This is a genomic window from Burkholderia sp. BCC0322, from assembly GCF_902833045.1.
In the GTDB taxonomy this organism is placed as follows: domain Bacteria; phylum Pseudomonadota; class Gammaproteobacteria; order Burkholderiales; family Burkholderiaceae; genus Burkholderia.
The window spans coordinates 1,188,353-1,212,167 of record NZ_CADFDU010000001.1 but is presented as its reverse complement, the minus strand read 5'-3'; the positions used below and the strand labels follow the sequence as shown (position 1 = coordinate 1,212,167).

Below are 23,815 nucleotides of genomic sequence, written 5' to 3'. Positions count from 1 at the left end.
TGTGTTCTATATTTTTCTCGTGGCCGGCGACACCCCGTTCGACCGGACCGCTTTCCTCCCCTTTCCCGACAGGAGCTGCACGATGAACATTCTGTACAAGACCAGCGCCACGAGCACGGGTGGCCGCGACGGCCGCGCGGTGTCCGCTGACAACAAGCTGGAAGTGAAGCTGGCCGCGCCGCGCGAACTCGGCGGCACGGGCGCGGAAGGCACGAACCCGGAGCAGCTGTTTGCCGCAGGTTACTCGGCCTGTTTCCTGAGCGCGATGAAATTCGTCGCCGGTCAGGACAAGAAGGCCCTGCCGGCCGACACGCAGGTCACGGCGGAAGTGGGCATCGGCCCGAACGACACGGGCGGTTTCGCGCTCGACGTCGAGTTGCGCGTGTCGCTCCCGGGATTCGACAAGGCCGACGCGCAAGCGCTGGTCGAAAAAGCGCACCACGTGTGCCCGTACTCGAACGCGACGCGCAACAACGTGCCGGTACGCCTGACGGTCGTCTGACGCGACACAAGGCCAGGCCAGGAATGCAAAAAGGGCGCGTGCGGCTACATGCCGCACGCGCCCTTTTTGCTGCGTGACTCGCCGGAACGGCGGACCTGACTGCCCGCCCTGCGCTGCTTAGCGCGCGCCGATCGAATACGGGCGGTTCATCGCCGCTTCGCGATCGATCTTGCGCATGCGGAATTCGAGGTCGTAGATGTCGGTGGCTTCGGCCAGGTACGCCTCGGCGCGCTCTTTCGAGGCCTTTTCAGCGTTCTTGGTCAGCATCAGGAAGAGGTGGCTCAGCAGGTACATGGTTGATCTCGCAATCCAAAGGTTCTTTGACTAGGGTTTTCCCGAATTATAGGGAAAACCCTAGTCTTTGGCCAGCGTCGATCAGACGATGCGTCGTTCGGTCGCCACAGTGCGACGGTGCGCTTCGAAAAAGGCCCAGATCATCGCGCTCGCATCGGGGCCGACCGCTGCATGAAACGGCACGGCTTCGTCGCCGCCGGCCCACGCATGGTCGAGCCCTTTCACGTGACAGAGCCGCACGACCGGCTCGCCGTCGCGGCAGACATCGGTGATCTGGGCGCCCGCTTCGCGGGTCTCGATCCGCTCGCCGCCGCGCAGTGCGCCGCGGCTGTCGGCGAGCCCGTTCAGCCGCATGAACTGCACCGTCAGCTGGTCGGCGTTCTTCGGCGCGACCACGTGGTCGCCGTCGCCCTGGACGATCAGCGCGGGCATGCCCGGATACGCGGCAGCATCGACCACCGCATCGACGGCCGCAGCCGGGTTCTGGCGTACCCCGCGCCGCATCACGTCCATCGCGGTAATGCCCGAACTCGCCTCGCCGAGCGCAGGGCCCGAATGCAGCGCCACCGCCGCAAAACGGTCCGGATGGTGCAGTGCAAGAAGCGACGCGAGGCCCGCACCGGCCGACAGCCCCGCGACATAGACACGCGACGCGTCGAAACCGTGTTCGTCGACGAGCGCGTCGACGAGCGACGCCACTGCGTTCGCCTCGCCGCGGCCCGCGCGGTCGGTGTCTTCATACCAATGCCAGCAGCCGTGCGCGTGAGCGCGCAGCGACTGCTCCGGATACAGCACCGCGAAACCATGCTTGTCGGCCAGCAGATTCATCCGCGTGCCTTGCACGAATTCGTCGACGGACTGCTGGCAGCCGTGCAGCATCACGACGAGCGGCATCGCGCCACGCCGGCGGCCAGGCGGCACGTAGAGGCCGTACGCGAGATTCTGGACGAGGCGCCCGAGCGCGGGCGCCATCGGATGTTCGCCGCGCGTCCACTCGCCAGCCGCCCATGCGGCCGCGCGCGGCCGCACGCGCGATTCACGCGGCGGGGACAGATCGGATACGGCGGGAGAGGCCGCAGCCTCGAGTGCGTCGCGGGTGATGCGCTGCGCGTCGCGCGCCGCGCGCTTGGCGGCCGGAGACAGGATGCGTTTCATGCCGCCCAGCCACACCTTGGTCAGACTCTTGGTCATCGATCGGGCTCGCAGTCAGGAAAAATAGGGGCACCACAGCGGATGCATCGTTCGTCTTTGTGCAATGCACCATAACATTGTTTCTGGGATTTTTCCTGCTCGCGGTGAGTTCCCGGCCGCGCAAAAAACGGGGCCCGGGCGCACGCGGCGCTATACTGGGGCTTCGTCGCTTGTATCCGTTGTAGTCGTTCTTCCTGGCTCGCGCGTTGATTTAAGCATCTTCCCCGCCTTCGTTCGTCCCCTTCCCGATGTTCGACCTGTCGTCTCACCTGTGGATCATGATCACCGCGTTCGGCGGCGCCGGCCTGACCTTGCCGCTCGCGATCACGATTGCCGTCTGGCTCGCGCTCGGCTACTCGTGGCAGCGCGCAGCCGCGTGGCTCGGCGTGCTCGCGGCCGCGATCGGCGTGGTCGCGCTCACGAAGATCGCGTTCCTCGGCTGGGGGATCGGCATCCGCAAGTGGGATTTCACGGGGTTCAGCGGCCATGCAATGCTGTCGACGTCGGTCTATCCGGTCGCGATTTTCCTGGCGCTGATCCGCACGCGCACGCCGATGCGAATCGCCGGCATCGCGCTCGGGCTCGCGGCCGGCGTCGCGGTCGGCGTGTCGCGCGTCGCGCTCGACGCACATTCGCCGTCCGAATCGATCACCGGCTGTATCGTCGGCGCGATCGCCGCGCTCGCGTTCATCGCCGGCTCGTGGCGCGCGGTGCCGCACCGCTGGTCGGTGCCTGCGGTCGTCGCGAGCCTCGCGCTCGTCACCGTGGCGCTGCACGGCATCACGGTGCCGTCGCATCGGTGGGTCACCAAGGTGGCACTGCAGTTGTCGGGCCACGAGCGTCCGTTCGTCCGCGCGCGCTGGAAGGCCAACCCGAACTACCGTCCTGCATCGCAGCCGTCGTCGCTGCAGCGCACCCAATCGTCGCCGCAAACGCTCCGTACGTGACCGGCCGCCCCGCCGTCACGCCCGCTCCTTTTCACGTCTGACCATTCCATGCGCGCCATCGCATGAGCGGTATGTCGAGCGTTATAACCCACCCTATATTACGATTACGGTTTCCACCCATTCAAATCGAATCCGCCATGCGCTCAACCGTCCGTCCGCTTCGCCGCACCCTGCTCCGTCTGCTGCCGATCGCCACGCTTGCCGCTGCCGGTATCGCGTTCAGCGCGCCCGCTTGCGCCGCAGACGAACTGGTCGTGTCGGCCGCCGCCAGCCTGACGAACGCGTTCAAGGCCGTCGGCGACGCGTACGAGAAGCAGCATCCGGATACCAAGGTGCTGTTCAACTTCGGCGCGTCGGACGTGCTGATGCAGCAGATCGCCAAGGGCGCCCCCGCTGACGTGTTCGCATCGGCCGACCAGAAGGCGATGGACCGTGCGGCCGACGAAAAGGTGATCGTGCCCGGCACGCGTCGCGATTTCGCGGCGAACTCGCTCGTGCTGATCGTGCCGGCGGACAGCAAGGCCGCCGCGCCGACATCGCTGAACGACCTGACGGCGCCCGGCGTGAAGCGCATCGCGTACGGCGACCCGGCATCGGTGCCGGTCGGCCGCTACACGGAAGGCGCACTGCGCGCGGCCGGCGTGTGGGATGCCGTCAGCGCGAAGGGCGTGCTGGCCGCGAACGTGCGCCAGAGCCTCGACTATGTCGCGCGCGGTGAGGTCGACGCGGGCTTCGTGTTCGGTACCGACGCTGCGATCATGCCGGGCCGCGTGAAAGTTGCGCTGACCGTGCCGACGAAGACGGCCATCACCTACCCGATCGCCGTAGTCAAGGACAGCCGCCACGCCGCGCACGCGCAGTCGTTCATCGACTTCGTCGCGTCGCCGCAGGGCCAGGCCGTGCTGTCGACGTTCGGCTTCAAGCCTGCGGGCAAGTGAGCGCAGCGCAATGCAAGACGCCTGGATACCGCTGCTGCTGTCGCTGAAGGTTGCCGGCTGGGCAACCGCGCTCGACATCGCGCTCGGCGTCGCGGCCGCGTTCATGCTCGCGCGCTGGCGCTCGCCGCTGCGCGACGTCGTCGATTCCGTGCTGACGCTGCCGCTCGTGCTGCCACCGACGGTGCTTGGGTATTACCTGCTCGTGCTGCTCGGCCGGCGCGGCGTGTTCGGCGCGTGGCTCGACAAGCTCGGCATCGAGCTCGTCTTCACGTGGCAAGGCGCGGTGATCGCGTCGATGGTCGTCGCGTTTCCGTTGATCCTGAAGTCGGCCCGGGCTGCGTTCGAAGGCGTCGATCCGCACCTCGAACGCGCGGCGCGCACGCTCGGGCTCGGCGAAGTCGCGGTGTTCTTCCGTGTGACGCTGCCGCTCGCCACGCGCGGCATTCTCGCGGGCGCGCTGCTCGCGTTCGCCCGCGCGCTCGGCGAGTTCGGCGCGACGCTGATGATCGCGGGCAACCTGCCCGGTCGCACGCAGACGCTGTCGGTCGCGATCTACGCGGCCGTGCAGGCCGGTGACGACAGCACGGCCAACTTCCTCGTGCTGGTGACGTCGATCACCTGCGTGCTGGTGCTGCTCGCGACCGGCTGGCTCGTGCCGTCGCGCGCCCGGCGGAGCCAACTGACATGACGCGCGCATTTCGTCCGTATCGCCTGCTTCGCCCGGCCGCCGGGTCGCGTCGACGGAGGCTCGCATGAGCCTCGTCGTCGACATCCGCAAGACCTACGCGAACGCCGAGCGCCGCTTCACGCTCGACGTGTCGTTCACGGCGACGACGCAGCGCGTCGTGCTGTTCGGGCCGTCCGGTGCGGGCAAGAGCATGACGCTGCAGGCGATCGCCGGCCTGCTGTCGCCCGACGAAGGCACGATCACGCTGAACGACGAACCGCTGTTCGACGCCGCTCGCCGCATCGACGTGCCGACCCGCGAGCGCCGCGTCGCGTACCTGTTCCAGGATTACGCACTATTTCCGCATCTGAACGTACGCCAGAACATCGCGTTCGGGCTGACATCGGGGCTGCGCAATCCACGCGCGAAGGCGGTGCCGCGGGAAGTCGCGTACTGGCTGCAAGCGTTCGATCTCGAAGCGCTCGCGGGACAGTATCCGTCGCAATTGTCGGGCGGGCAGAAACAGCGCGTCGCGCTAGCGCGCGCACTGGTCGCGCAGCCGCGGATCCTGCTGCTCGACGAACCGTTCGCGGCGCTCGACGGCGCGATGCGCCAGCGCATGCGTCACGAGCTCGCCGAGTTGCAGGCGCGACTCGATATCCCGATGGTGCTGATCTCGCACGATCCCGACGACGTTGCCGCGTTCGGCGACCAGGTCGTGCAGTTGAGCGAAGGACGCGTGCAGGCGGCTCCGCCGCACGCCGAGTGGCCGACGCGCGTCGCATGAGCGCGCGAGGCCGTGGTCGTGGCAGGCAGGTGGGAACCTGAGAGAAGCCGTGCGTAGCGGCACATGCTGAAAGCGGAAACGAAGCCGGCGCCGTGCAGGCACTGTGCGATGCCGGCTTCGCCCCGCCCGTCACACGATCCTCGAAGCGCGCCACCCGGCTTGCTGCGTCAGCCCGTCACCGCAAGAATCACGCTCGACGCTTTGAACAGTGCGATCGCCTGCCGGCCGGCGTCGAGTTGCAACGCATCGACGCTGTCGTTGGTCACGACGGCCGTCAGCGTCCCGCCGCCGTCGAGCGCCAGCGTCACCTCGCTGTTCACCGCGCCCGCCGCGACGGTTTCCACGCTGCCGCGCAGTTGATTCCGCGCGGACACCTTCATCCCGGGCTCGCCATCGTCGACCCCGAGCACGACCCACGACGCCTTCACCAGCGCGCAGGCGTGCGCGCCGACCTGCAGGCCGAGCGCATCGGCGCTCTCGTGCGTCAGCACGGCAACGATCGGCTGTCCGCCGGGCAGCGTGAGCGTCACCTCGTCGTTGACGGTACCGCGCACGATCGATGCGACCTTGCCGAACAACTGGTTGCGCGCGCTGGTCTTCATCCCGATCCGGCCGATCAGCGCCCAGTCGACGTCGAATCCGGCTACAGCCGCGCTCGCGGCCTCGATGAACCGGCGATGCTCGCGCTCGATCGTGCGGAACGCGGCGATCAGCGACGTCGCGCGCGCCGTCAGCGTCGTGCCGCCGCCGCCCTTGCCGCCCGTCGAACGCGCGACGAGCGGTTCGCCGGCAAGATTGTTCATCGTGTCGACCGCATCCCACGCCGCCTTGTAGCTGAGGCCGACGGCCTTCGCCGCGCGCGTGATCGAACCGGTGTCGCCGATTGCCGCGAGCAACGCGATGCGCGTGGCGCCGCCGAGCGTCTGCTCGCCGGCGCGCAGCCACAGCTCGCCGCCCAGTTCGAGCGGTCCGGCGGACGGGGAAGAAAGCGGTGCGTCGGTCATCGGGATGCGTGCAGGAATCGGGCGGCCATTATAGTCAGCGCGTGCCGGTCAACCCGGCTTGCCGTCGAGCTTCGGCGGCCGCAGGCTGGCCAGCAGCGTCTCGGCGTCGCGCGCCGCGCGCTGCTCGAGCGCCGCGCCGTAGCCGCGCACGAAACCGAGCTGGTAAGGCGGCGCAGCCAGTTTTTCGAGGTGATGCAGCGCGACCATCGTGTCGTTCGCTTCGCCGAGCACGCTCTGCACGCGCGTGAGCGTCTTGACCGTTTCGGTACGCGTGCGGCGCGACGCCAGCGACGCGAAAAATTCGAGCGCATAGCGCAGCCGCTTCGCCTCGATCCGCACTTGATGGCGCGCGGCCGTGTCGAGCGACGTGAGCGACGGCGATGCGTAGAGATGACCGAACAGCCGCCGGACGCGCTTCGTTGCGTGGCGCCGCAGCGAGGGCGCGTCGCCGTCTTCGGCGGGCGGCAGCGCAAGCGCGCTCAGCCATTCGAGCCAGCCGAGCGTCAGCCGCGCATAGCGGGCCGAATGCAGCGCCTGCCGCAGCTCCACCCGTGCAGCCGCGCATTGCGCGCGCGCGGCGTCGAGCGTGCCGTTCCATTCGCCGTCGCCGCCGTCGGCCGCGATCAGCACGGGCAGGCTTTCGGTCGCGAACACATCCCAGTCGCGCACCGTGCCGAGCAGCGACGCCAGCCAGCGCAGGTCGACACCGAGCGTGTCGCGCCACTGGCGGTCGGCAAAGAGCGGGAAGAAGCGCATCAGCGTGCGCAGGCGGCGCAGCGCAACGCGCATCTGGTGCACGAATTCGGGATCGTCGTGCTCGAGCACCCCGCCCTCGTTGCCGAGCCATTGCGCGGTGATGTCGCCGGACAGCGCGAACAGCGCGGCGCGCTGCGTGCGCACGCCGGTCAGGTCGACGAGCTTTGCCTTGACGGGCCCGTCGGCGGCCGGCTCGGCCGCGCACGCGCGATCGATCACGCTCGTCAGTTGCACGAATGCGGGCCACGCACCGCTCAATTCGCGCGCCGCGGCAAACAGCGCTTGCAGCGCGGCCGTGCGCGCGGGCAGCGTTTCCCAGTCTGGCGCGGCAAGGCGCAGTTCGACGTAGCGGCGCGGCGGCTCGCTACCATGATGCAGCGTGACGTCGTCGAGCGTCATCTCGACCACGACGCCGCTGTCGTCGGCCCAGCGCCCGCGCCGCCGTTCGCTGACGAGACGCAGCGCCGGCGATTCCGGCGGGGTACCGGCCTCGTCCGGGCGCCCGGCCGGATCCGGCGCGGCGCCGTCGACTTCGCCTGCCGCGACGACGGCCCCGGCTGCGACGGCCGCCTCGGGAACGGGCGGCGGCATCGCGACGACGATGCCCGCATGCTCCGCGTCGAACAGTTCGCGCTCGGTGACACCCGGCGCAAATGCCTTCGTACGCGACGCGACGACCCGCCTGCCTTGCGCATTCGATTCGACCCACGTCCACCAGCTCGCGCCGGGGCTCAGCTCGGCCTCCTCGATCTGGCACGGCTCGATCGTCACGCGCTCGTGGCCGCGGCGCATCCGGACCTGCGGGCAAATCCGCCACGCGCGTACGAGTTCGGCGCCGAAATCACGCGGCGCGCCACGGGCGCGACTTGCAGCCTTGACCGGCCACCCTTCCAGCGACAGCGACAACACGATTTCCAGCACACGCGACATGGAGGCTCCTGCACATGAAGAATCGCCGGCGCATCGTTCGCGCCGGCGTCGCACGTGAAGCAACTTACATGTTACACGCGGTCAAAGCGCGCCGGCGACGATCCGGCCCCGTCTCGCTGTCGCAGGTCAAACGGCGTATTGCGCGAGGCCGTTGCCGAACGACCAGTCCTCTTTCAGCACCTCGACCAGACTGATGAATACGTCCTGCTGCCGCACCCCGGGCTGCTGCGCGAGGTTGTCCGCGATCGCCCGGTACAGCGCCCGCTTCTGCTCGAGCGTACGCGTGTTGTTCGCGGTGATCTGGATCATCGCGAGATCGTCGCTGCGTTCGATATCGAGGTAGTGACGCCCGAACACGAAGTTCTCGGCCGCATGCTCGGTGACGACCATGAAGATGTCGTCCTCGGGCACGTTGAACGTGTGCATCAACGCGCGATGCACGCCGTCGACGAGCGCCGCGCGGTAGGCGGCCGGCTTGCCCTCGCGGACGGCGATACGGGTGAATGGCATGGTCTTGCTCCTGTCGGTGAGGTTGACGTTGAAGAACGGAAACACAGCGTCAGGTTAGGCCCGCCCAACTATAATAAACAGTCATCGATGAATATTTCATCCATTTACATTGAAAATGAAAGTCCTCGACCTCGATGCCGTCCGCGCGTTCGTGCTGGTCGCCGATCTCGCCAGCTTCACGCGCGCCGCCGATGCGCTCGGCACCACGCAATCGGCCGTCAGCCTGAAGCTGAAGCGGCTGGAAGCCCACCTCGGCAAGCCGCTGCTCGCGCGCACGCCGCGCATCGTCAAGCTGGCCGCCGACGGCGAGAATTTCCTGCCGGCCGCCCGCGCGCTGCTCGACGCGCACGATCACGCGCTGGGCGCAATCTCGGCCGGCACGCACCGCCTGTCGCTCGGCGTCAGCGAGCACGTCGCGGTGCCCGACCTGCCGGCCGTGCTCACGAGCCTGCATCGTCAGGATCCGGGGTTGTCGCTCGAAATGCATCTCGGAACGTCGACGAACCTGCTCGCGCAATACGACGAACGCCGGTTCGATGCGGTGATCGTGCGGCACGAGCCGGGCGAAGACCCGCCGCGCGAAGACGGCACGCTGCTGTTCTCCGAACCGCTGGCCTGGCTCGCCGCGCCGGACTGGGCACCGCGTGCGGGCGAACCGCTGCCGCTCGCGGTGCTGGCCGGCCCATGCGGCGTGCGGGCCGCCGCGCTGCGCGCGCTCGACCATGCGGGGCGGCCATGGCGGGAACGCTTCACAGGCGGCGGCGTGGCGGCGGTCACGGCCGCCGCCGCCGCGGGGCTCGCCGTCTGCCCGCTCGCGCGGCGGGTCGCGCCGCGCACGCTGGTCGACGTCGGCGCGAAATTCGGGCTGCCGCCGCTGCCGCTGTCGCAGGTCGTGCTGTATTCGCGCGTGCGCGACGCACGGGCCGCCGCCGCGTTGCGCAGGTTTGCCGACAGCCTTGCAATCTCGGCGTAAACTAGCGGGTTTCGCCGCCCGCAATCTCCAGAAGAATTCCGATGACGCCCGAAGCCCGCAAGCACCTCCGTGCCAACCTGCTGATGCTCACCGCCGCCGCGATCTGGGGTTCGGCTTTCGTCGCCCAACGCCTGAGCCTCGACGTTATCGGGCCGTTCCTGTTCACGGGGCTGCGTTTCCTGCTCGGCGCGCTGGTGCTGGTGCCGCTGCTGATGCTGAACACGGCGTCGCGCATGCAACTCGCGGCGATCCGCGGTGAACCGAAGCGGCTGCTGCCGGGCCTCGCGCTCGGCGGGCTGCTGGCGGTATCGATTTCGCTGCAGCAGATCGGTCTGCAGTACACGCGCATCGCCAACGCAGGCTTCATCAGCTCGCTGTACGTCGTGATCGTGCCGCTGATGGGTGCGTTCGCACGTCACCGGATCGGCCCGGGCACGTGGTTCGGCGCACTGCTGGCGGCGATCGGCCTGTATTTCCTCAGCATCAACGAGCAGTTCTCGGTGCTGTACGGCGACTGGTTCCAGCTCGCGGGCGCCGTGATCATCGCCGCGCACGTGATGTCCGTCGGCCGTTTCGCGAAGCGCCACGATCCGCTCGTGCTCGCGTTCATGCAGTTCGTCGTGTGCGGCGTGGTGTGCTTCGCGGTCGGCCTCGTCATCGAGCCGGTCAGCGGCGCGATGCTGCGCAACGCGCTGCCGACGCTGCTGTATGGCGGCCTGCTGTCGGTCGGCGTCGGCTATACGCTGCAGGTCGTCGCGCAACGCGACGCGGCGCCCGCGCACGCGGCCGTGATCTTCAGCATGGAAGGCGTATTCGCGGCGGTCGCCGGCTGGGCTGCGCTCGGCGAAACGCTGACGCTGCGCGCGCTCGTCGGCTGCGCGCTGATGCTGGCCGGCCTGCTGGCGTGCCAGCTGCTGCCGAACGGCGACGCCCGGAAAAAGGACGAGGACGCGCTGCCGGCGTGACACGCACCGTCCCTATAATGGCAGTTCGCGTGACTTCCACGCCAACCGCTTCCGACAGGCCAGCTCCGTGACGTCCACTTCCGTCGATCCCGCCGCCGACCTGCTGCGCGAACGCGCAGCGCATTACGCCACCCAGGCGGCGCTGTTCCTGCGCGACCAGGCGCTCTCCACCGCGTCACATGACCTGCGCAGCCCGCTGAACGCCATGCACAGCTGGGCGTACGTGCTCGAGCGCCAGCTCGCCAACGCCGATCCGAACCTGCAGCGTGCGCTTGCGGGCATCTGCACGGGCATCGACCAGCAGGTCGCGCTGATCGACGACGTGCTCGACGCGCCGCGTGCCGACACGCGCACGCTCGCCCTCGAGCCGCAGCCGTTCGCGCTGCGCGCGCTGCTCGACGACACGATCGCGCTCGTCCGTTTCGCGCTCGCCGACGCACGACAGGTCGCGCTCGATGCGACGCTGCCGGACGGCGAACCGTCATTGACCGCCGACCGCGAACGCATCGCGCAGGCGCTCTGGACGATGCTGACGGCCGCGGTCGAAGCCAGCGCCGCCGGCAGCCGCGTGGCGTTCACGTGCACCCGCGACGGCGTGCAGTTCACCGCGTGCGCCACCTGCACCGTCAACGCCGGCGCGCTCGCCGATCCCGCTCAACCGCATGCGTTCGAATCGTTCGCACGACGCGAGATGCCGCGCCAGCGCGACGCGAAACGGATCGCCTGGACGCTCGCGCTTTGCCAGCGCGTCGCGCTCGCACACGGCGGCACGTTCTCGCACGACGCGTTCGCCGACGGCGCCACGGCCACCCTCACGTTCTCCGTCCCCGGTGAGGCGCCGGTGCAAGCAATCGGCCACCCAATACATTACAAATTCCTTTCCGGCTCTATACTGATGGGCCTGTCATAACCGGAGTGTTTCTTTGTTACAGATCTTCGCGCTCATCGGCGCGTTGTTCCTGGTGGCCCTGAACGGGTTCTTCGTCGCGGCCGAATTCGGCCTCGTCAAACTGCGCGCCACGCGCGTCAAGACACTGGCCCGCAAGCACGGCCTGCGCGGCCGCATCCTCGGGATCGTGCATGGCCGGCTCGACGCGTATCTTTCCGCGTGCCAGCTCGGCATCACGCTTGCGTCGCTCGGCCTCGGCTGGGTCGGCGAACCGGCCTTCGCGCAACTGCTCGGCCCATTGCTCGACCTGATCGGCGTGCAGTCCGAACGCGTCGTGCACCTGATCTCGCTGGTGTTCGCGTTCTCGCTGATCTCGTTCCTGCATATCGTCGTCGGCGAGCTGGCGCCGAAATCGATGGCGATCCGCCAGTCGGAGAAGGTCGGCCTGTGGGTCGCGCTGCCGCTTTATGCGTTCTACTGGGCGATGTATCCGGCGATCTGGGTGCTCAACAACAGCGCCAACGCGGTGCTGCGGCTCGCGGGGCTGTCGGCCGACCATGGCGGCGACGCGCACTACTCGACCGACGAGCTGAAGCTGATCCTGCGCAGCCGCCGCAGCACGGCCGGCAATCCGGCCCAGCCGGCGCGCGGCACGTACAGCAACGACGAGTGGAACACGCTCGCGCATTCGCTCGATTTTTCGTCGATGACGGTGTCGGACCTGATGCGGCCGGCCCATGAAATGATCGGCCTGCGCCGCGACCTGCCGCTGCCCGACAACATGGAGATCGTCGCGCGCCACCGCTTCAGCCGCTATCCGCTGTTCGAGGATGCGTCGCGCGAGCAGGTGAGCGGGCTGATCCACCTGAAGGACCTGCTGCTCGCGCGTCACGCGGGCGCGGCGCTGGAAGACCTGTCGGACTACGTACGTCCCGTGCAGTATGTGAAGCCCGACACGCCGGCACTCGACCTGTTCCGCCGCTTCCGCAAGGGCGCGCCGCACTTCGCGCTGGTCGGCAACAAGGGCGAGAAGCCGATCGGCTTCCTGACGCTCGACAACCTGCTCGGCGCACTGGTCGGCCAGATCCACGACGAGTTCCGCCAGGGCGACGCCGACTGGAGCCGCCTCGACGACGGCACGCTGATGGGCAAGGGCAGCCTGCCCGTCGTATCGCTCGAACAGGCGCTCGGCATCGACATCGACGAAGGCCGCGCGGAATCGGTCGGCGGCCTCGTGATCCAGGCGCTCGGCGACCTGCCGACCGAAGGGCAGCGCGTGTCGTTCGACCGCTTCGACGTCGTCGTGAAGAAGATGAACGGGCCACGCATCGTGCTCGTGCGCGTCTACCCGAAGATCGCGAAAGAGGCCGACGAATGACGGCCGCGCTTCGCCGCACGCGATGAACGCCACGCTGCCGCGCTGCTGCGTGATCACGCCGAAACCGGCGTCCGCGTCGGCGGCCGATTGCGCGGCGTTCCTCGACCGGCTGTCGGACGTGCTCGCGCGCGGCGAGACGCTCGTGCAGTTGCGGGTGAAATCGCTCGATGCCGCCGCGTTTGCGCGGCTCGCCGCCGAAGCGCTCGCGCGCTGCGACGCGGCCGGCGCGAACCTGATGTTGAACGGCCCGATCGATGCGGCCGGCGTGATGCGGCTCGACGGCGCCGGCTGGCATCTCGACGGGGCCGCCTTGCGCGCTGCCACGCAGCGGCCATTACCGGCCGGACGCAGGGTGTCCGCGGCCTGTCACACGCGCGACGACCTGCTGCTGGCCGCGCGCGCCGGCGCGGATTTCGTCACGTTGTCGCCCGTGTTGCCGACGCTCAGCCATCCCGGTGCGCCGACGCTCGGCTGGACACATTTCGGCGCGCTGGCCGCCGAGGCCGCGATGCCCGTGTTCGCGCTCGGCGGCATGACGCGCGCGCTCCTCGACGATGCACGCCGCCACGGCGCATACGGCATCGCGGGCATTCGCGGGTTCTGGTAGTTCGGGGATGGCCTGCGGTGCAGCCGGGCGCGGATGCGCCCGGTATTTCAGACACTTGCCCGCTCAGGTCGTCATGCGTTCAGGCTCGGACGCATTGCGCGCCACGTGCCGTCATCGATGCGACGCGCATCGTGCGTGAGCGCATACCGGTTGACGTCACCCGTCAGCCACGCGACGAGCGAGTACGGCGGCAACACCCCTTCATCGACCCGGTCGCGCGCACGCGCCGGCGTCTCGAACACGACTCGCCCGCTCGGTGCGTCGAACGGCACCGCGTCGGGCGACAGGTTCAACGCGATCGTCAGCGTCTCGTCATCGGCGAGCCGCCACGATGCAAGCAGCGCGTCGGCTTCGCCGTCGCCGTCCGACTTCAGCGCATGCGCATCCTGCGGCCGACAATCGTACAGCCGCGGCGAGATCAGCTTCGCGCGCACCGCAAGCGCCGACTGCACGAAATGCGCGCGGTCGGCATCGCGCGCGGTTTCGTCGAAGATCAACGGGATCTGCGGCGTGAGCAGCGACAGCGCAAGTGCAGCCAGACCGGCCTCCTGCCCGTGGTCGCCCTGCCCGCTGTCGCGCCACGCGCCATCGGACAGCACCAGCGACGTCAACGACAGCCCGCTGTCGGCAGTCATGCCTTCTCCCGACCCGGCCGGCTGGAATGCGGCCCCGGCCGCGGTCAGCGCGCGGGCGAGCGTGTGAATCGACTGGTGCGTGGAAATGCCTTCGTGGGGCGACGCGTCGCGCCCCGTCAGCCGGTGCAACGCGCGTTCGCCGCACCCGTTCCACTGCGCATCGAAATGGGTATCGGCAAGATGCGCCGGATGCCGCTCGCTGCCGAGCACGAGATGGATCAGCCGGTCGGACGGCACGGCCGCGCGCACGCGGTCCGCGATCTCGCACAGCCACGACACGCCGATCCGGTCGGCTTCGCGCAGGCGCAGCCCGTCGCAACGGTACTCGTCGATCCAGTACAGCGCGTTGTCGCAGAAGAAATCACAGACTTCCGGATGATCGAGCGCGAGCGGCGGCGCCTGCAGCGGATCGTCGCGCGTATGGAAGAACGGTGCCGCGTAGTGACGCAGCGCCTCGGTGCCGCTGCCGAAGCGCGCGTAGTCGAGCTCCAGCAGCACCGCGAGACCATAGCCGTGCGCGTCGTCGATCAACGCCTTCAGCGCGTTGGGGCCGCCTTCGGCCGCGAGCGGCGCGAACGGCAGGCTGTCGTGCGGCGACGCGAGCAGCTCCAGCGCGGTCACGCCGAGGCGCGCGAGTTGCGGCAGGCGCCGGCGCACGCCGTCGAACCCGCCCACCGCGTGCGGACGAATCGCATAGAGCGCGATGTCTTCCCATGCGCGCCCGCGCCAGAATGTATTGCGCCACGTGAACGCGCGCGGATCGACGACCTCGCTCGGGCCGTCGAGCCCTTCGGGTTGCGAGCGCGACGCGGGATCGGGAATCGATACCGCATCGTCGAGGCGATAGCGGTAAAGCGCGCCTGCGCCACAATCGGCAAAGACTTCGAACCAGTTCGTGCCGGCAGCCGTCATCGGGACGAGCAACGGGCCGAAGCCGGTATCGAGCTCGAGCTGGACCTGCGTGCTGCCCGGCGCCCACAAGCGAAAATGCGTGCGCGGCGTCGCGCAGAGTGCACCACAGGGCTGTGCGCCGAACGGCAAGCAGTGAATGTAGTGCTGCGCATACGGATCGTGCGGACAATCGGACATCATGCGCTCCTCGTGCGTACCGAGCGGCATGGCCGCGCCAGCGGGGCGCGGCGCATCGGGGCCCGGCATGCGACGGCCAGGCGGGGGGAGAGAAACGAGTATGCGCCGGTTTCGCCACCGCGATGCATCGCTCCCGGACATTTTTAAATACGAATCGACCCCGGGAAAACCCGAAATCCGGCCGGTCCCGCCGAGTCAGGTAGCCGGCATACCGGAATGACTGCTCGCCTTGTTGCACCGGCCGCGCACGCTTACGCTCTGCGCCATGCTCGCGGACACGTCGTCCGCGCCCGACCCGAGGATCCCGCCATGTCGCTTCCCGCCAGCGCCGCCAAATTCGATCCGGCACGCGCACACGAATACGCCGAGCAATCCCGCATCGCGCTTGCCGGCTACGATGCCTGCCACGAACTGACCGCGTGCATGCTCGCATCGGCAATCGCCGCGCCCGAGGCGCGGATCCTCGTCGCGGGCGCGGGCGGCACGGGGCAGGAAATCTGCGTGGCGGCCGCGCTCGAGCCGGGCTGGCAGTTCACGGCCGTCGACCCGTCCGTGCCGATGCTCGCGCTCGCGCGCTCGAGCGTCGAGACCGCGGGCTTCGGCGCGCGCACGACGTTCGTCGAAGACGGTGTCGAGGCGTTGCCCGATACACCCGCGTTCGACGGCGCGACGCTGATCGGCGTGCTGCATCACGTCCCCGGCGACGAAGCGAAGGCGGCGCTGCTGCAGGCGATCGCGCGGCGCCTGAAACCCGGTGCGCCGCTCGTGCTCGCCGGCAACCATCGCCGCTACGCGGACCACCCTCGCCTGCTCGACGCGTGGCAGCAGCGCTGGCGCATGAAAGGCGCAACGCCCGACGCGGTGCGCGCGCAACTCGCGAAAATCCTGCAGGGCGCCGATCCGCCCGCGTCCGAGGAAGCGGTGTTCGGCGTGCTGCGCGATGCGGGCTTCGACGCGCCGCTGCGCTTTTTCGAGAGCCTGTTCTGGGGGGCGTGGATCGCGGTGCGGCGCGCATGATGGATCGGGGCGGTCGGCTGGACGCGGCTCGTCATGGCGCGCGATGCGTTTCGCGTACGCGCGACGCGCACTGGGTATGATGTCGTTCCCGCCCCCACTTCCAGCGTCGACATGCTCACCGTCCATCACCTGAACAACTCGCGCTCGCAGCGTGTGCTCTGGCTGCTCGAAGAACTGGATGTGCCGTACGAGATCGTGCGCTACGCGCGTGATCCGAAGACGATGCTCGCGCCGCCCGAGTTGCGCGCGATCCATCCGCTCGGCAAGTCACCGGTCGTCACCGACGACGGCCGCACGTACGCCGAATCGGGCGCGATCATCGAATACCTGGTCGAACGCTACGGCAACGGCCGCCTGGCGCCGCCGCCCGGCGCGCCCGAGCGGCACGACTACACGTACTGGCTGCACTACGCGGAAGGGTCGGCGATGCCGCCGCTGCTGCTCAAGCTCGTCGCGCTGCGGATCGCGCACGCGCCGATGCCGTTCTTCGCACGGCCAATCGCGCGCAAGATCGCCGACACGCTGCAATCGAGCTTCGTCGATCCGCAGATCGCGCTGCATCTCGGCTATGTCGACGACACGTTGAGCCGCACCGGCTGGTTCGTCGGCGACGATTTCAGCGCGGCCGACATCCAGATGAGCTTTCCACTCGAAGCCGCGACCGCGCGCGGGGGCGGCAGCCGGTATCCCGCGATCGCGCGCTTCCTCCACGCGATCCACGCGCGGCCCGCGTACCAGCGGGCGCTGGAGCGCGGCGGCCCGTACGACCTGCTCAAGTAGCCCTGGCCTGCGTCAGCTCAGCAGGCCCGCCGCGACGTTGATCGACAGCCCGAGCACGGCCATGTTGAAGTAGAACGACAGGATCGACTGCGCGAGCACCGCGCGCCGCGCGGAGCGGTTCGTCATCGACACATCGGCCGTCTGCGACGCGACCGCGATCGTGAACGCGAAATACAGGAAATCCCAGTAATCGGGTTCCGGGTGCTGGTCCGGGAAGCAGAGCGCGCGGTCGTTGCTCGGCGAGCCGTAGTAGAGCCGCGCATAGTGCAGCGTGAAGATCGTCGGGATCAGGAACCACGCGCCGAACAGCGTCGCGCCCGTTACCGCGTAATGGCCGAGCCCCGCGCGAAACCCGACGCCCTTGGCCGTCGCCAGCTCGATCGCGATCGCGGCCACGCTCGCGACCGTCGCGAGGCAGACGACGGTCAGCACGGTCGTCGCGTTTTCATCCTCGCGAATCGCGATTTCGCGCACCTTGTGATGGTGCGCGGTAACCATGCGCACCCACATCAGCGCGAGATACAACCAGATCGCGCAATCCCAGCCGATCAGCGCGCGCACGGTCGGACGCAGCGGAATCGGCAGCAGCACCGCGCAAAGCAAGCCTGCGACGAACGCCGCGACCATGCGCGGCCGGTTGCGTAAAACCTGCGGATAAAACGTCATCGTGAAATTCCGAAAGCGGATGGAAAGATTCTGGCCGGCGCGCGGGACAGCCCGCCACGCCGCACCGGCGGGTACTGCCCCGATTATCGTCATTCCAGCGTGACGTGGCGATGGGCGCGAGCGCCTAAGATGATGGGATGACTGCCACCGCCCCCCTCTGCCGCCATCCGGCGAACACGGTCGGCCGCGACTTCGTCGTCGGCGACCTGCACGGCTGCGTGGATGTGCTGCGCGCGCTGCTGCACGACATCCGCTTCGATCCGGCCCGCGACCGCCTGTTCTCGGTCGGCGACCTGGTCGACCGCGGCCCGGCCTCCGAAACCACGCTCGGCCTGCTCGACCGCCCGTGGTGCCACGTCGTGCGCGGCAATCACGAGGAAGTGCTGAGCCTCGTGGCGCGCGGCAAGCTGTCGCCCGACGCGTGGCGCGGGATCGGCGGCGACTGGGGCGCCGACCTGCCGCCGGAACGGCTGCACGCGCATGCGGCGCGCGTCGACGCGCTGCCACTGGTGCGCGTGATCGGCGACGGCCCCGGGCGCTTCAACGTCCTGCATGCGGAATTCTTCGGCTCGGACGCGGATCTCGACACGGGCAGCTATGCGCACGACGTGCGCGAGCGGCTGATCTGGGGCCGCGATCTCGTCCAGGGGCTCGCCGATCCGGCGCGGCAGGCCGGGCTGTCGCTGACCTGCACCGGGCACACGCCCGTGCGCGCGCCGCAGCGGATCGGCGCGCAGTGGTTCATCGACACGGGCGCGTTCGCGCCGGCCGGGCGGCTCACGCTCGCCGAGCCGCGCACCGGGCGCACCTGGTCGATGACGCAGGCCGAAGCGCGCGAACGTCACGCGGGCGACTGGCCGCTGCCTTGACGCCTTGACGCCCGCAAGCGTGCCCTAGCCGACCTGGTTCAGTTCGAACACCGCATCGACGACCGAGCCGTTCCAGTTGTATTCGAGGTACGCCGCGTGATGGCAGTCGCGCAGCAGCGCGGTGCGGAACGCCGCCAGGCACTCGCCGCGCGGGTCGCGCACCGACGGATAGACGATCCCCGCGCCGCCGGCATTGCGCACCGCGCGACCGAGCGCCTGCCCGGCGCTGTAATCGAGCGGATGCAGCAACGCCGGATCGCGTTCCGGCCACGTGCGTAGGTCGGCCACGTCGCCTTGCGCGATCACCGTGTAGAGCCGCATCTGCTGACGCATCGGCGGCTCCTTCGTCGCTTCCAGGAACAGCGCGCTGTGATACCGCGTTTCGGCGATCGCCGTATCGCGAGAACGCGCGCAGTAGAACACGCCATAGCTGCCGTCGGAAAAGCGGCTGCCCTGCGGATTGAGGTGCGTGAACGCGGCCATGATCGGCCCCCAGCCGGGCCCGTAGCGGCGCTCGGCGGGCGGCACGAGATCGAGCGCGCCGACTTCGTTGCGGATGCGGTCGTTGGTCAGCGATTCGAGCGCGTAAAGCGCGTCGAAATCGTCCGCCGAGGCCACGCGGTCGAACAGGTTGATCGCCGGAAAACGGGTGGGAATCACGCGATAGGCTGGCGCCCAGTCGACCGCCGTCGTGGGCCATTGTTGTGCTTGGATCGGCAATGTCACGCCCAGCCACCTCGCATCGCGTCGAGATATTGCCGGACGGCGACCAGATCGCCGACGTTGCCGGCGAGCATCCGGTCGAGTGCGCGCTTGCCGCCGAACGGCGCCGCGTCGTTCGGCCGCTTGACCCACGCATCGGCCGCGGCCGGCTGCGGCAGCAGGATCTGCAGCGCCTTGTAGATGCCGAGCAGCAGCGACAGGCGCTCGAGCGTATCGCGCGGCAGCCGTGCCGATTCCGGCGTGGACTTCCACTTGAAGAACGTCGAACGGCCTGGCGACCCGAGCAGCACGATCTGCTCGTCGATCGTCAGCCCCCAGTCGCGTGCGATGTTGAAAAACGCACGCAGCCCGGCCGCCGACATCTGCGCGATCGAGGCCCGCGGTGGGGCGGAGTGCGATTCATAAGCGGGCTGTGACATGATCGTTAGTCTCGAAACGAATTTACTAACAAGATTAGTCCATTTTCGCATTTTTGCAAGGGTCGAGACCCGACGACCGGCCCGCACGTCCGAAGAAATGATATTTTTTGTCCATTCTGGACTCTTATTTTATTTTCTGCGTTAATGGCCGTGCGGACCCCGCGCGCAGACGCGGTTCGTGTCCGTGAAACCGTGTCGCACGGAAACCGGAAGCACCCGCCAAGGAACGCACCATGAAGAGACTGATTGCCGCTGTTTCGATTGCCCTGCTCGCGGTATCCGCAGGCCCCGCCGTCGCGAAGGACTGGACCACGATTCGCTTCGGCACCGACGCCAGCTACGCGCCGTTCGAGTCGAAGGCGCCCGACGGCAAGCTCGTCGGCTTCGACATCGACCTCGGCAACGAGATCTGCGCGCGCCTGAAGGCGAAGTGCGTATGGCTCGAGAACGATTTTGACGGGATGATTCCGGCGCTGAAGGCGAAAAAGTTCGACGCGGTGCTGTCGTCGATGTCGATCACGCCGCAGCGCGCGCAGCAGATCGGCTTCACGACGAAGATCTACAACCAGCCGACGCGGCTCGTCGTGAAGAAGGGCTCGCCGCTGCTGCCGACAGCCGAATCGCTGAAGGGCAAGTCGATCGGCGTCGAGCAGGGCACGACGCAGGAAACGTACGCGAAGACGTACTGGGGCAAGCAAGGTGCGAACGTCGTCTCGTACCAGAACCAGGACGGCGTGTACGCGGACCTGACCTCGGGCCGCCTCGACGCGGCGCTGCAGGATGAAGTGCAGGCGGCCATCGGGTTCCTGAAATCGTCGCGCGGCGCGAACTACACGTTCGTCGGCCCCGAACTCGTCGACGAGAAGGTGCTCGGCATCGGCGCCGGCATCGGGCTGCGCAAGGAGGACGCCGACCTGAAGGCGAAGATCGATGGCGCCATCCTCGACATGGTCAAGGACGGCACCTACAAGCGGCTCGCATCGAAGTACTTCGACTTCGACATCTACGGCGGCTGAAACGGCGTCGCGCGCGTACGGGCGCCACTCCCGTCGCGCGCGTCCGACCGCCCCTCCCCTCACGACCTGGCGGCAACGGCATGATGCCGTGTGCCATCACATCGAATGCATCATCCGTCATACGCGCGGCACGACGCTTCGCATTTCATTCGGATTGCAGATTGACTGTTCGCGACGACGATGCGCGGCGCGAACGGAAATCGTGCGGCTTCAGTCAGTATGCGAAGACCGGGCGTCGAGGTACCGGCGCCCGTGCGCACATGCCCTTGCGTATCGGGTTCGCGTGCAGGAAAGTACCGACCCGGCGCGGATGACCGGCAACCAGCCGGATCCGCCTCGCACCGGGCGCGGAGAGATGGCCTGTCGATGCATGCCGGCCGGCTGCGAGACCCACGTTCGACCGGCGATGCTCCGACTCACTGCGATCGCGGCCTGCCGGCCGCGGCGTGTGGCGATCGATCATTTTTCTTCCCCGTATCAGTCTGATGGTTGTTCCGGCAACCGGACGAGGCCGGTGCCCCGACGATCATCGACGACGCTCCGTGCTCGCCGGAACGCGGCTGTCGTGCCGCGCTCCGCCGCCGCATCCCCGCGGACTGTGTCCTGGCCGGTACTGACAGGGTTCGCTGCCGAACCGGACGGACCGTGCATCGTCGGCTTTCGCACGCCCTCTGTCGCAAGGAGCGGGCCAGCTTCGCGCGAGCCCGTCCGGACAAGGGGTTGACCGGGCAGCGTGGCGGCCGGAACGGGTGCGGAAGGCGGGAAGTTGCGAAACTGAAACACGCGGCGCGCGGCGCGTATCGGCCGCGCGGCAGCCCGGCCTTGCCGGATAAGGCTGAACAATGCAGCGCGACATTTTTACCGACGGGGAGCCGGCCGTTCACCCCGATTTGCCGCGCAAATCGGCCTTGCTGCCGAGGCGAAATGTTTCATGCGCTTTACATGCCGTCGGCCGCGCGCGAGCCACCGGTTGCCCGCACGCTCCCATCGGCCGGCGCCGGGACGGCCGATCGCGTGGCTATACTGCGAAACCGGCGCGCGTCACGTTTGCGTCGGCGCCTGTTGCCGGCCCATTCCCCGTGACACCGCTCCACACGCCACCACGTCGCTCGAACGACCGCACCCCATGATCCGCACCCTCTATACCGCCGAACGCGCCAGGCTGATTCGCTTCGGGGTGTCGGGCGTCGGTTCGACCGCACTGCATGCGCTGATCGCGGCCGCGATGTTCGCGCTGTTCGACGCGACGCCGGTGAGCGCGAACGCGGTCGCGTTCGCATGCTCGACCGCGTTCTCGCATCTCGCCAACACGCTGTGGAGTTTTTCGTCGCCCGTGACGTGGGGCAACTTCATGCGCTTTCTCGCCGTCGCGATGGCCGGCCTCGTCGTGACGATGCTGCTGGCGCACGGCACCGAGACGCTCGGCCTCGCCCGCGCGTGGAGCGTCGTCGCGGTCGTGCTGTGCGTGCCGCCGGTCACGTTCGTGCTGCACCGGCTCTGGACCTATCGCTGAACCGGTTCACGCGTGCATCGCTCAGCCGACCCGCTGATGCCCCGCGTCGCCGGACGGCGTGCCGTCGTGACCGCCGTTGTCGCCGTTGTTGTCGTGATCGTTCAGCCCGTGCTCGATCATCATCCGGTAGAGCGTCACGCGTGAAATACCGAGTTCGGCCGCGGCCTTGTTGATGCGGTGATCGTTGCGCAGCAGCGCATTCTCGATCGCGGTGCGCTCGGCGAGCGCCCGCGCCTGTTCGAGCGTCACCGGTTCGGTTTCTCCCGGCGTGTCGAGCCCGAGATCGTGCGGCGTCAGCAGCCGGCTCTCGGCCATCACGATCGCGCGCCGCACCCGGTTGATCAGCTCGCGCACATTGCCCGGCCATTCGTAACGGCGCATCGCATCCAGCGCGGCCGACGTGAAGCCGCTGATCTTGCGGCCGCTGTCGGACTTGAATTTCTGCAGCACGTAGTGCGCGAGGATGTCGATGTCCTTGCCGCGCGCGCGCAGCGGCGGCTCGTGGATGCGCAGTACGCACAGGCGGTGATAAAGGTCCGCGCGGAAACGCCCGCCCTCGACCGCGCTGTCGAGATCGACGTGGGTGGCCGAGATGATCCGCACGTCGACCGGAATCGACTCCTGCCCGCCGAGCCGCTCGATCTTTCCTTCCTGCAGGAAACGCAGCAGGCTCGCCTGGCTTTCGACCGGCATGTCGCCGATTTCGTCGAGAAACAGCGTGCCGCCGTTCGCCGATTCGATCCGGCCCGCGCGCCGCTGGTTCGCGCCGGTGAACGCACCGCGCTCGTAGCCGAACAGTTCCGACTGCAGCAGGTGATGCGGAATCGCGCCGCAATTGATCGCGACGAACGGCCCCTTGCCGCGGCCGGAACGCTCGTGAATCGCGAGCGCCGTCAGCTCCTTGCCGGTGCCCGACTCGCCCGAGATGAACACGCTCGCATCGGTCTTCGCGACCTTGCGGATCGTGCTGAACAGCTGCTGCATCGCCTCGCAGTTGCCGATCATCCCGTGTTCGCCGATCGACGCCGCATAGGCCGCGCCGTCGACGCGATCGAGCGCGGCCATCCCGCGCGCATGGCCGAGCACGTGCGAAATCCATTCGTACGGCAACGGAAGGGTCACGTAATCGAAGCAATAGCTGCGGATCAGTTCGCGCACCGCGGGACTGATCGTGATGCCGGCCTGCGCGATGGAAATCCAGCCGATCGACGGCTGGCTCAGGCACGCCTTCAGCGCGGGATAGTCGCGCGACGTGAACCCGGTGAAATCGACCAGACCGGCGGCGACACTCACGCCGGACGTCATGTTCTGCGCGGCGCCGGCCGTTTTCGCAACGGAGATTTCCCAGCCAAGCCCGCGCAGTTGCGCAAGCAACGGCTCATCGGGCGAACGCATGATCACGAACAGCTTGCGTCCATCTTCGGGCGCGGTGACGGACACATGCGTCATCTCGGACACCGCTTGCCCGTTTGCGTCAGGTGACCTAGCAACCATCGTTGTTCCCCGCTTGGCGTTGGTATCGCGCCGGCTCGCCGTCGCACGCGACGGACCTCGATAGAACCGACATATTGGCCGCATTTCCGTCCGAATAAAATCCCCTCGTGCATGAATCGCGCGTGAGGTGGACATTGTCATGAACGGTATATCGATGCGGCCGGCGCGCCGCTAGATGGGTGTTATCCCGGTGGCGTACGTGGCGGTAACCCTGAGCGGGCGGCTGCGCGGCGCGCAAAGCCGCGCCGGTGCTGGC

The 23,815-nt window shown here is 68.3% G+C and carries 24 protein-coding genes and 1 pseudogene; 15 read left to right on the top strand and 10 right to left on the bottom strand.

Annotation, left to right across the window (positions count from 1 at the left end; all coding sequences use genetic code 11):
• Positions 1–82 precede the first annotated feature (82 nt).
• A complete protein-coding gene (locus HWX39_RS05650; protein ID WP_175954992.1) occupies positions 83–502 on the top strand; it encodes an organic hydroperoxide resistance protein in 420 nt (139 codons plus the stop codon).
• Between the two features lie 117 nt (positions 503–619).
• Here HWX39_RS05650 and HWX39_RS05645 read toward each other — a convergent pair whose 3' ends face one another.
• Positions 620–796, bottom strand: coding sequence for a DUF3563 family protein (locus HWX39_RS05645; protein WP_175954990.1), 177 nt, complete (start codon positions 794–796; stop codon positions 620–622).
• A gap of 81 nt (positions 797–877) precedes the next feature.
• Positions 878–1,987, bottom strand: coding sequence for a PHB depolymerase family esterase (locus HWX39_RS05640; RefSeq protein WP_175965933.1), 1,110 nt, complete (start codon positions 1,985–1,987; stop codon positions 878–880).
• A gap of 248 nt (positions 1,988–2,235) precedes the next feature.
• On the opposite strand from HWX39_RS05640, the gene HWX39_RS05635 reads away from it, so the two are divergent.
• The 4 genes from HWX39_RS05635 (at position 2,236) to HWX39_RS05620 (ending at position 5,326) form a co-directional block, all read left to right on the top strand.
• Complete coding sequence (locus HWX39_RS05635; protein ID WP_175965932.1) at positions 2,236–2,934, top strand: phosphatase PAP2 family protein; 699 nt, start codon at positions 2,236–2,238, stop codon at positions 2,932–2,934.
• A gap of 137 nt (positions 2,935–3,071) precedes the next feature.
• On the top strand, positions 3,072–3,872 hold the full coding sequence (gene modA, locus HWX39_RS05630) for a molybdate ABC transporter substrate-binding protein (RefSeq protein ID WP_175965931.1): 801 nt from the start codon (positions 3,072–3,074) through the stop codon (positions 3,870–3,872).
• Positions 3,873–3,882: 10 nt separating this feature from the next.
• The gene (modB, locus tag HWX39_RS05625) at positions 3,883–4,560 is read left to right on the top strand and encodes a molybdate ABC transporter permease subunit (protein WP_175965930.1); all 678 of its coding nucleotides are present in this window, start codon (positions 3,883–3,885) and stop codon (positions 4,558–4,560) included.
• A 64-nt stretch (positions 4,561–4,624) separates the two neighbouring features.
• The gene (locus tag HWX39_RS05620) at positions 4,625–5,326 is read left to right on the top strand and encodes an ATP-binding cassette domain-containing protein (RefSeq protein ID WP_175965929.1); all 702 of its coding nucleotides are present in this window, start codon (positions 4,625–4,627) and stop codon (positions 5,324–5,326) included.
• 167 nt (positions 5,327–5,493) lie between these two features.
• Here HWX39_RS05620 and HWX39_RS05615 read toward each other — a convergent pair whose 3' ends face one another.
• The 3 genes from HWX39_RS05615 to HWX39_RS05605 all read right to left on the bottom strand — a co-directional run bounded on the left by HWX39_RS05615 (position 5,494) and on the right by HWX39_RS05605 (position 8,526).
• Positions 5,494–6,330 (bottom strand): TOBE domain-containing protein, encoded by an 837-nt coding sequence (locus HWX39_RS05615; RefSeq protein WP_175965928.1) that lies wholly within the window; start codon positions 6,328–6,330, stop codon positions 5,494–5,496.
• Between the two features lie 48 nt (positions 6,331–6,378).
• The gene (locus tag HWX39_RS05610) at positions 6,379–8,016 is read right to left on the bottom strand and encodes a CHAD domain-containing protein (protein ID WP_175965927.1); all 1,638 of its coding nucleotides are present in this window, start codon (positions 8,014–8,016) and stop codon (positions 6,379–6,381) included.
• Between the two features lie 126 nt (positions 8,017–8,142).
• On the bottom strand, positions 8,143–8,526 hold the full coding sequence (locus tag HWX39_RS05605; RefSeq protein WP_175965926.1) for a tautomerase family protein: 384 nt from the start codon (positions 8,524–8,526) through the stop codon (positions 8,143–8,145).
• A gap of 115 nt (positions 8,527–8,641) precedes the next feature.
• Between HWX39_RS05605 and HWX39_RS05600 the strand changes: the two genes are divergently transcribed.
• The 5 genes and pseudogenes from HWX39_RS05600 (at position 8,642) to HWX39_RS05580 (ending at position 13,338) form a co-directional block, all read left to right on the top strand.
• Complete coding sequence (locus HWX39_RS05600; protein ID WP_175965925.1) at positions 8,642–9,499, top strand: LysR family transcriptional regulator; 858 nt, start codon at positions 8,642–8,644, stop codon at positions 9,497–9,499.
• Positions 9,500–9,540: 41 nt separating this feature from the next.
• Entirely contained in the window at positions 9,541–10,464 is a 924-nt protein-coding gene (locus HWX39_RS05595; RefSeq protein ID WP_175965924.1) for a DMT family transporter, read from the top strand.
• Positions 10,465–10,531: 67 nt separating this feature from the next.
• A pseudogene (locus HWX39_RS05590) lies at positions 10,532–11,308 on the top strand (HAMP domain-containing sensor histidine kinase); the annotation flags it as partial.
• Positions 11,309–11,387: 79 nt separating this feature from the next.
• Positions 11,388–12,731: a hemolysin family protein gene (locus HWX39_RS05585; protein WP_175954966.1), complete on the top strand. Its 1,344-nt coding sequence runs from the start codon at positions 11,388–11,390 to the stop codon at positions 12,729–12,731.
• 22 nt (positions 12,732–12,753) lie between these two features.
• Entirely contained in the window at positions 12,754–13,338 is a 585-nt protein-coding gene (locus tag HWX39_RS05580) for a thiamine phosphate synthase (RefSeq protein ID WP_175965922.1), read from the top strand.
• Positions 13,339–13,409: 71 nt separating this feature from the next.
• Here the strand turns inward: HWX39_RS05580 and HWX39_RS05575 are convergent, their stop codons facing one another.
• The gene (locus tag HWX39_RS05575) at positions 13,410–15,062 is read right to left on the bottom strand and encodes a DUF3459 domain-containing protein (RefSeq protein WP_175966116.1); all 1,653 of its coding nucleotides are present in this window, start codon (positions 15,060–15,062) and stop codon (positions 13,410–13,412) included.
• 309 nt (positions 15,063–15,371) lie between these two features.
• On the opposite strand from HWX39_RS05575, the gene HWX39_RS05570 reads away from it, so the two are divergent.
• Positions 15,372–16,079, top strand: a complete 708-nt coding sequence (locus tag HWX39_RS05570) for a class I SAM-dependent methyltransferase (RefSeq protein ID WP_175965921.1) — start codon at positions 15,372–15,374, stop codon at positions 16,077–16,079.
• A gap of 111 nt (positions 16,080–16,190) precedes the next feature.
• Positions 16,191–16,859 carry a glutathione S-transferase gene (locus HWX39_RS05565; RefSeq protein WP_175965920.1) on the top strand — a complete coding sequence of 223 codons (669 nt, stop codon included), beginning with the start codon at positions 16,191–16,193 and terminating at the stop codon, positions 16,857–16,859.
• A gap of 12 nt (positions 16,860–16,871) precedes the next feature.
• On the opposite strand, the gene HWX39_RS05560 is transcribed toward HWX39_RS05565, so the two are convergent.
• Complete coding sequence (locus tag HWX39_RS05560) at positions 16,872–17,525, bottom strand: DUF1345 domain-containing protein (protein ID WP_175965919.1); 654 nt, start codon at positions 17,523–17,525, stop codon at positions 16,872–16,874.
• 137 nt (positions 17,526–17,662) lie between these two features.
• On the opposite strand from HWX39_RS05560, the gene HWX39_RS05555 reads away from it, so the two are divergent.
• The gene (locus HWX39_RS05555; RefSeq protein WP_175965918.1) at positions 17,663–18,394 is read left to right on the top strand and encodes a metallophosphoesterase; all 732 of its coding nucleotides are present in this window, start codon (positions 17,663–17,665) and stop codon (positions 18,392–18,394) included.
• Positions 18,395–18,418: 24 nt separating this feature from the next.
• Here the strand turns inward: HWX39_RS05555 and HWX39_RS05550 are convergent, their stop codons facing one another.
• Positions 18,419–19,120, bottom strand: coding sequence for an RES family NAD+ phosphorylase (locus HWX39_RS05550; RefSeq protein ID WP_175965917.1), 702 nt, complete (start codon positions 19,118–19,120; stop codon positions 18,419–18,421).
• Positions 19,117–19,536, bottom strand: coding sequence for an MbcA/ParS/Xre antitoxin family protein (locus tag HWX39_RS05545; protein WP_175954952.1), 420 nt, complete (start codon positions 19,534–19,536; stop codon positions 19,117–19,119). The genes HWX39_RS05550 and HWX39_RS05545 overlap by 4 nt, the downstream gene beginning before the upstream one ends.
• Positions 19,537–19,769: 233 nt before the next feature.
• On the opposite strand from HWX39_RS05545, the gene HWX39_RS05540 reads away from it, so the two are divergent.
• Positions 19,770–20,552, top strand: coding sequence for an ABC transporter substrate-binding protein (locus HWX39_RS05540; protein ID WP_175965916.1), 783 nt, complete (start codon positions 19,770–19,772; stop codon positions 20,550–20,552).
• A 1,126-nt stretch (positions 20,553–21,678) separates the two neighbouring features.
• Positions 21,679–22,065 carry a GtrA family protein gene (locus tag HWX39_RS05535; RefSeq protein ID WP_175965915.1) on the top strand — a complete coding sequence of 129 codons (387 nt, stop codon included), beginning with the start codon at positions 21,679–21,681 and terminating at the stop codon, positions 22,063–22,065.
• 21 nt (positions 22,066–22,086) lie between these two features.
• Here HWX39_RS05535 and HWX39_RS05530 read toward each other — a convergent pair whose 3' ends face one another.
• Positions 22,087–23,559, bottom strand: coding sequence for a sigma-54 dependent transcriptional regulator (locus tag HWX39_RS05530; RefSeq protein ID WP_175965914.1), 1,473 nt, complete (start codon positions 23,557–23,559; stop codon positions 22,087–22,089).
• Between the last annotated feature and the right edge of the window lie 256 nt (positions 23,560–23,815).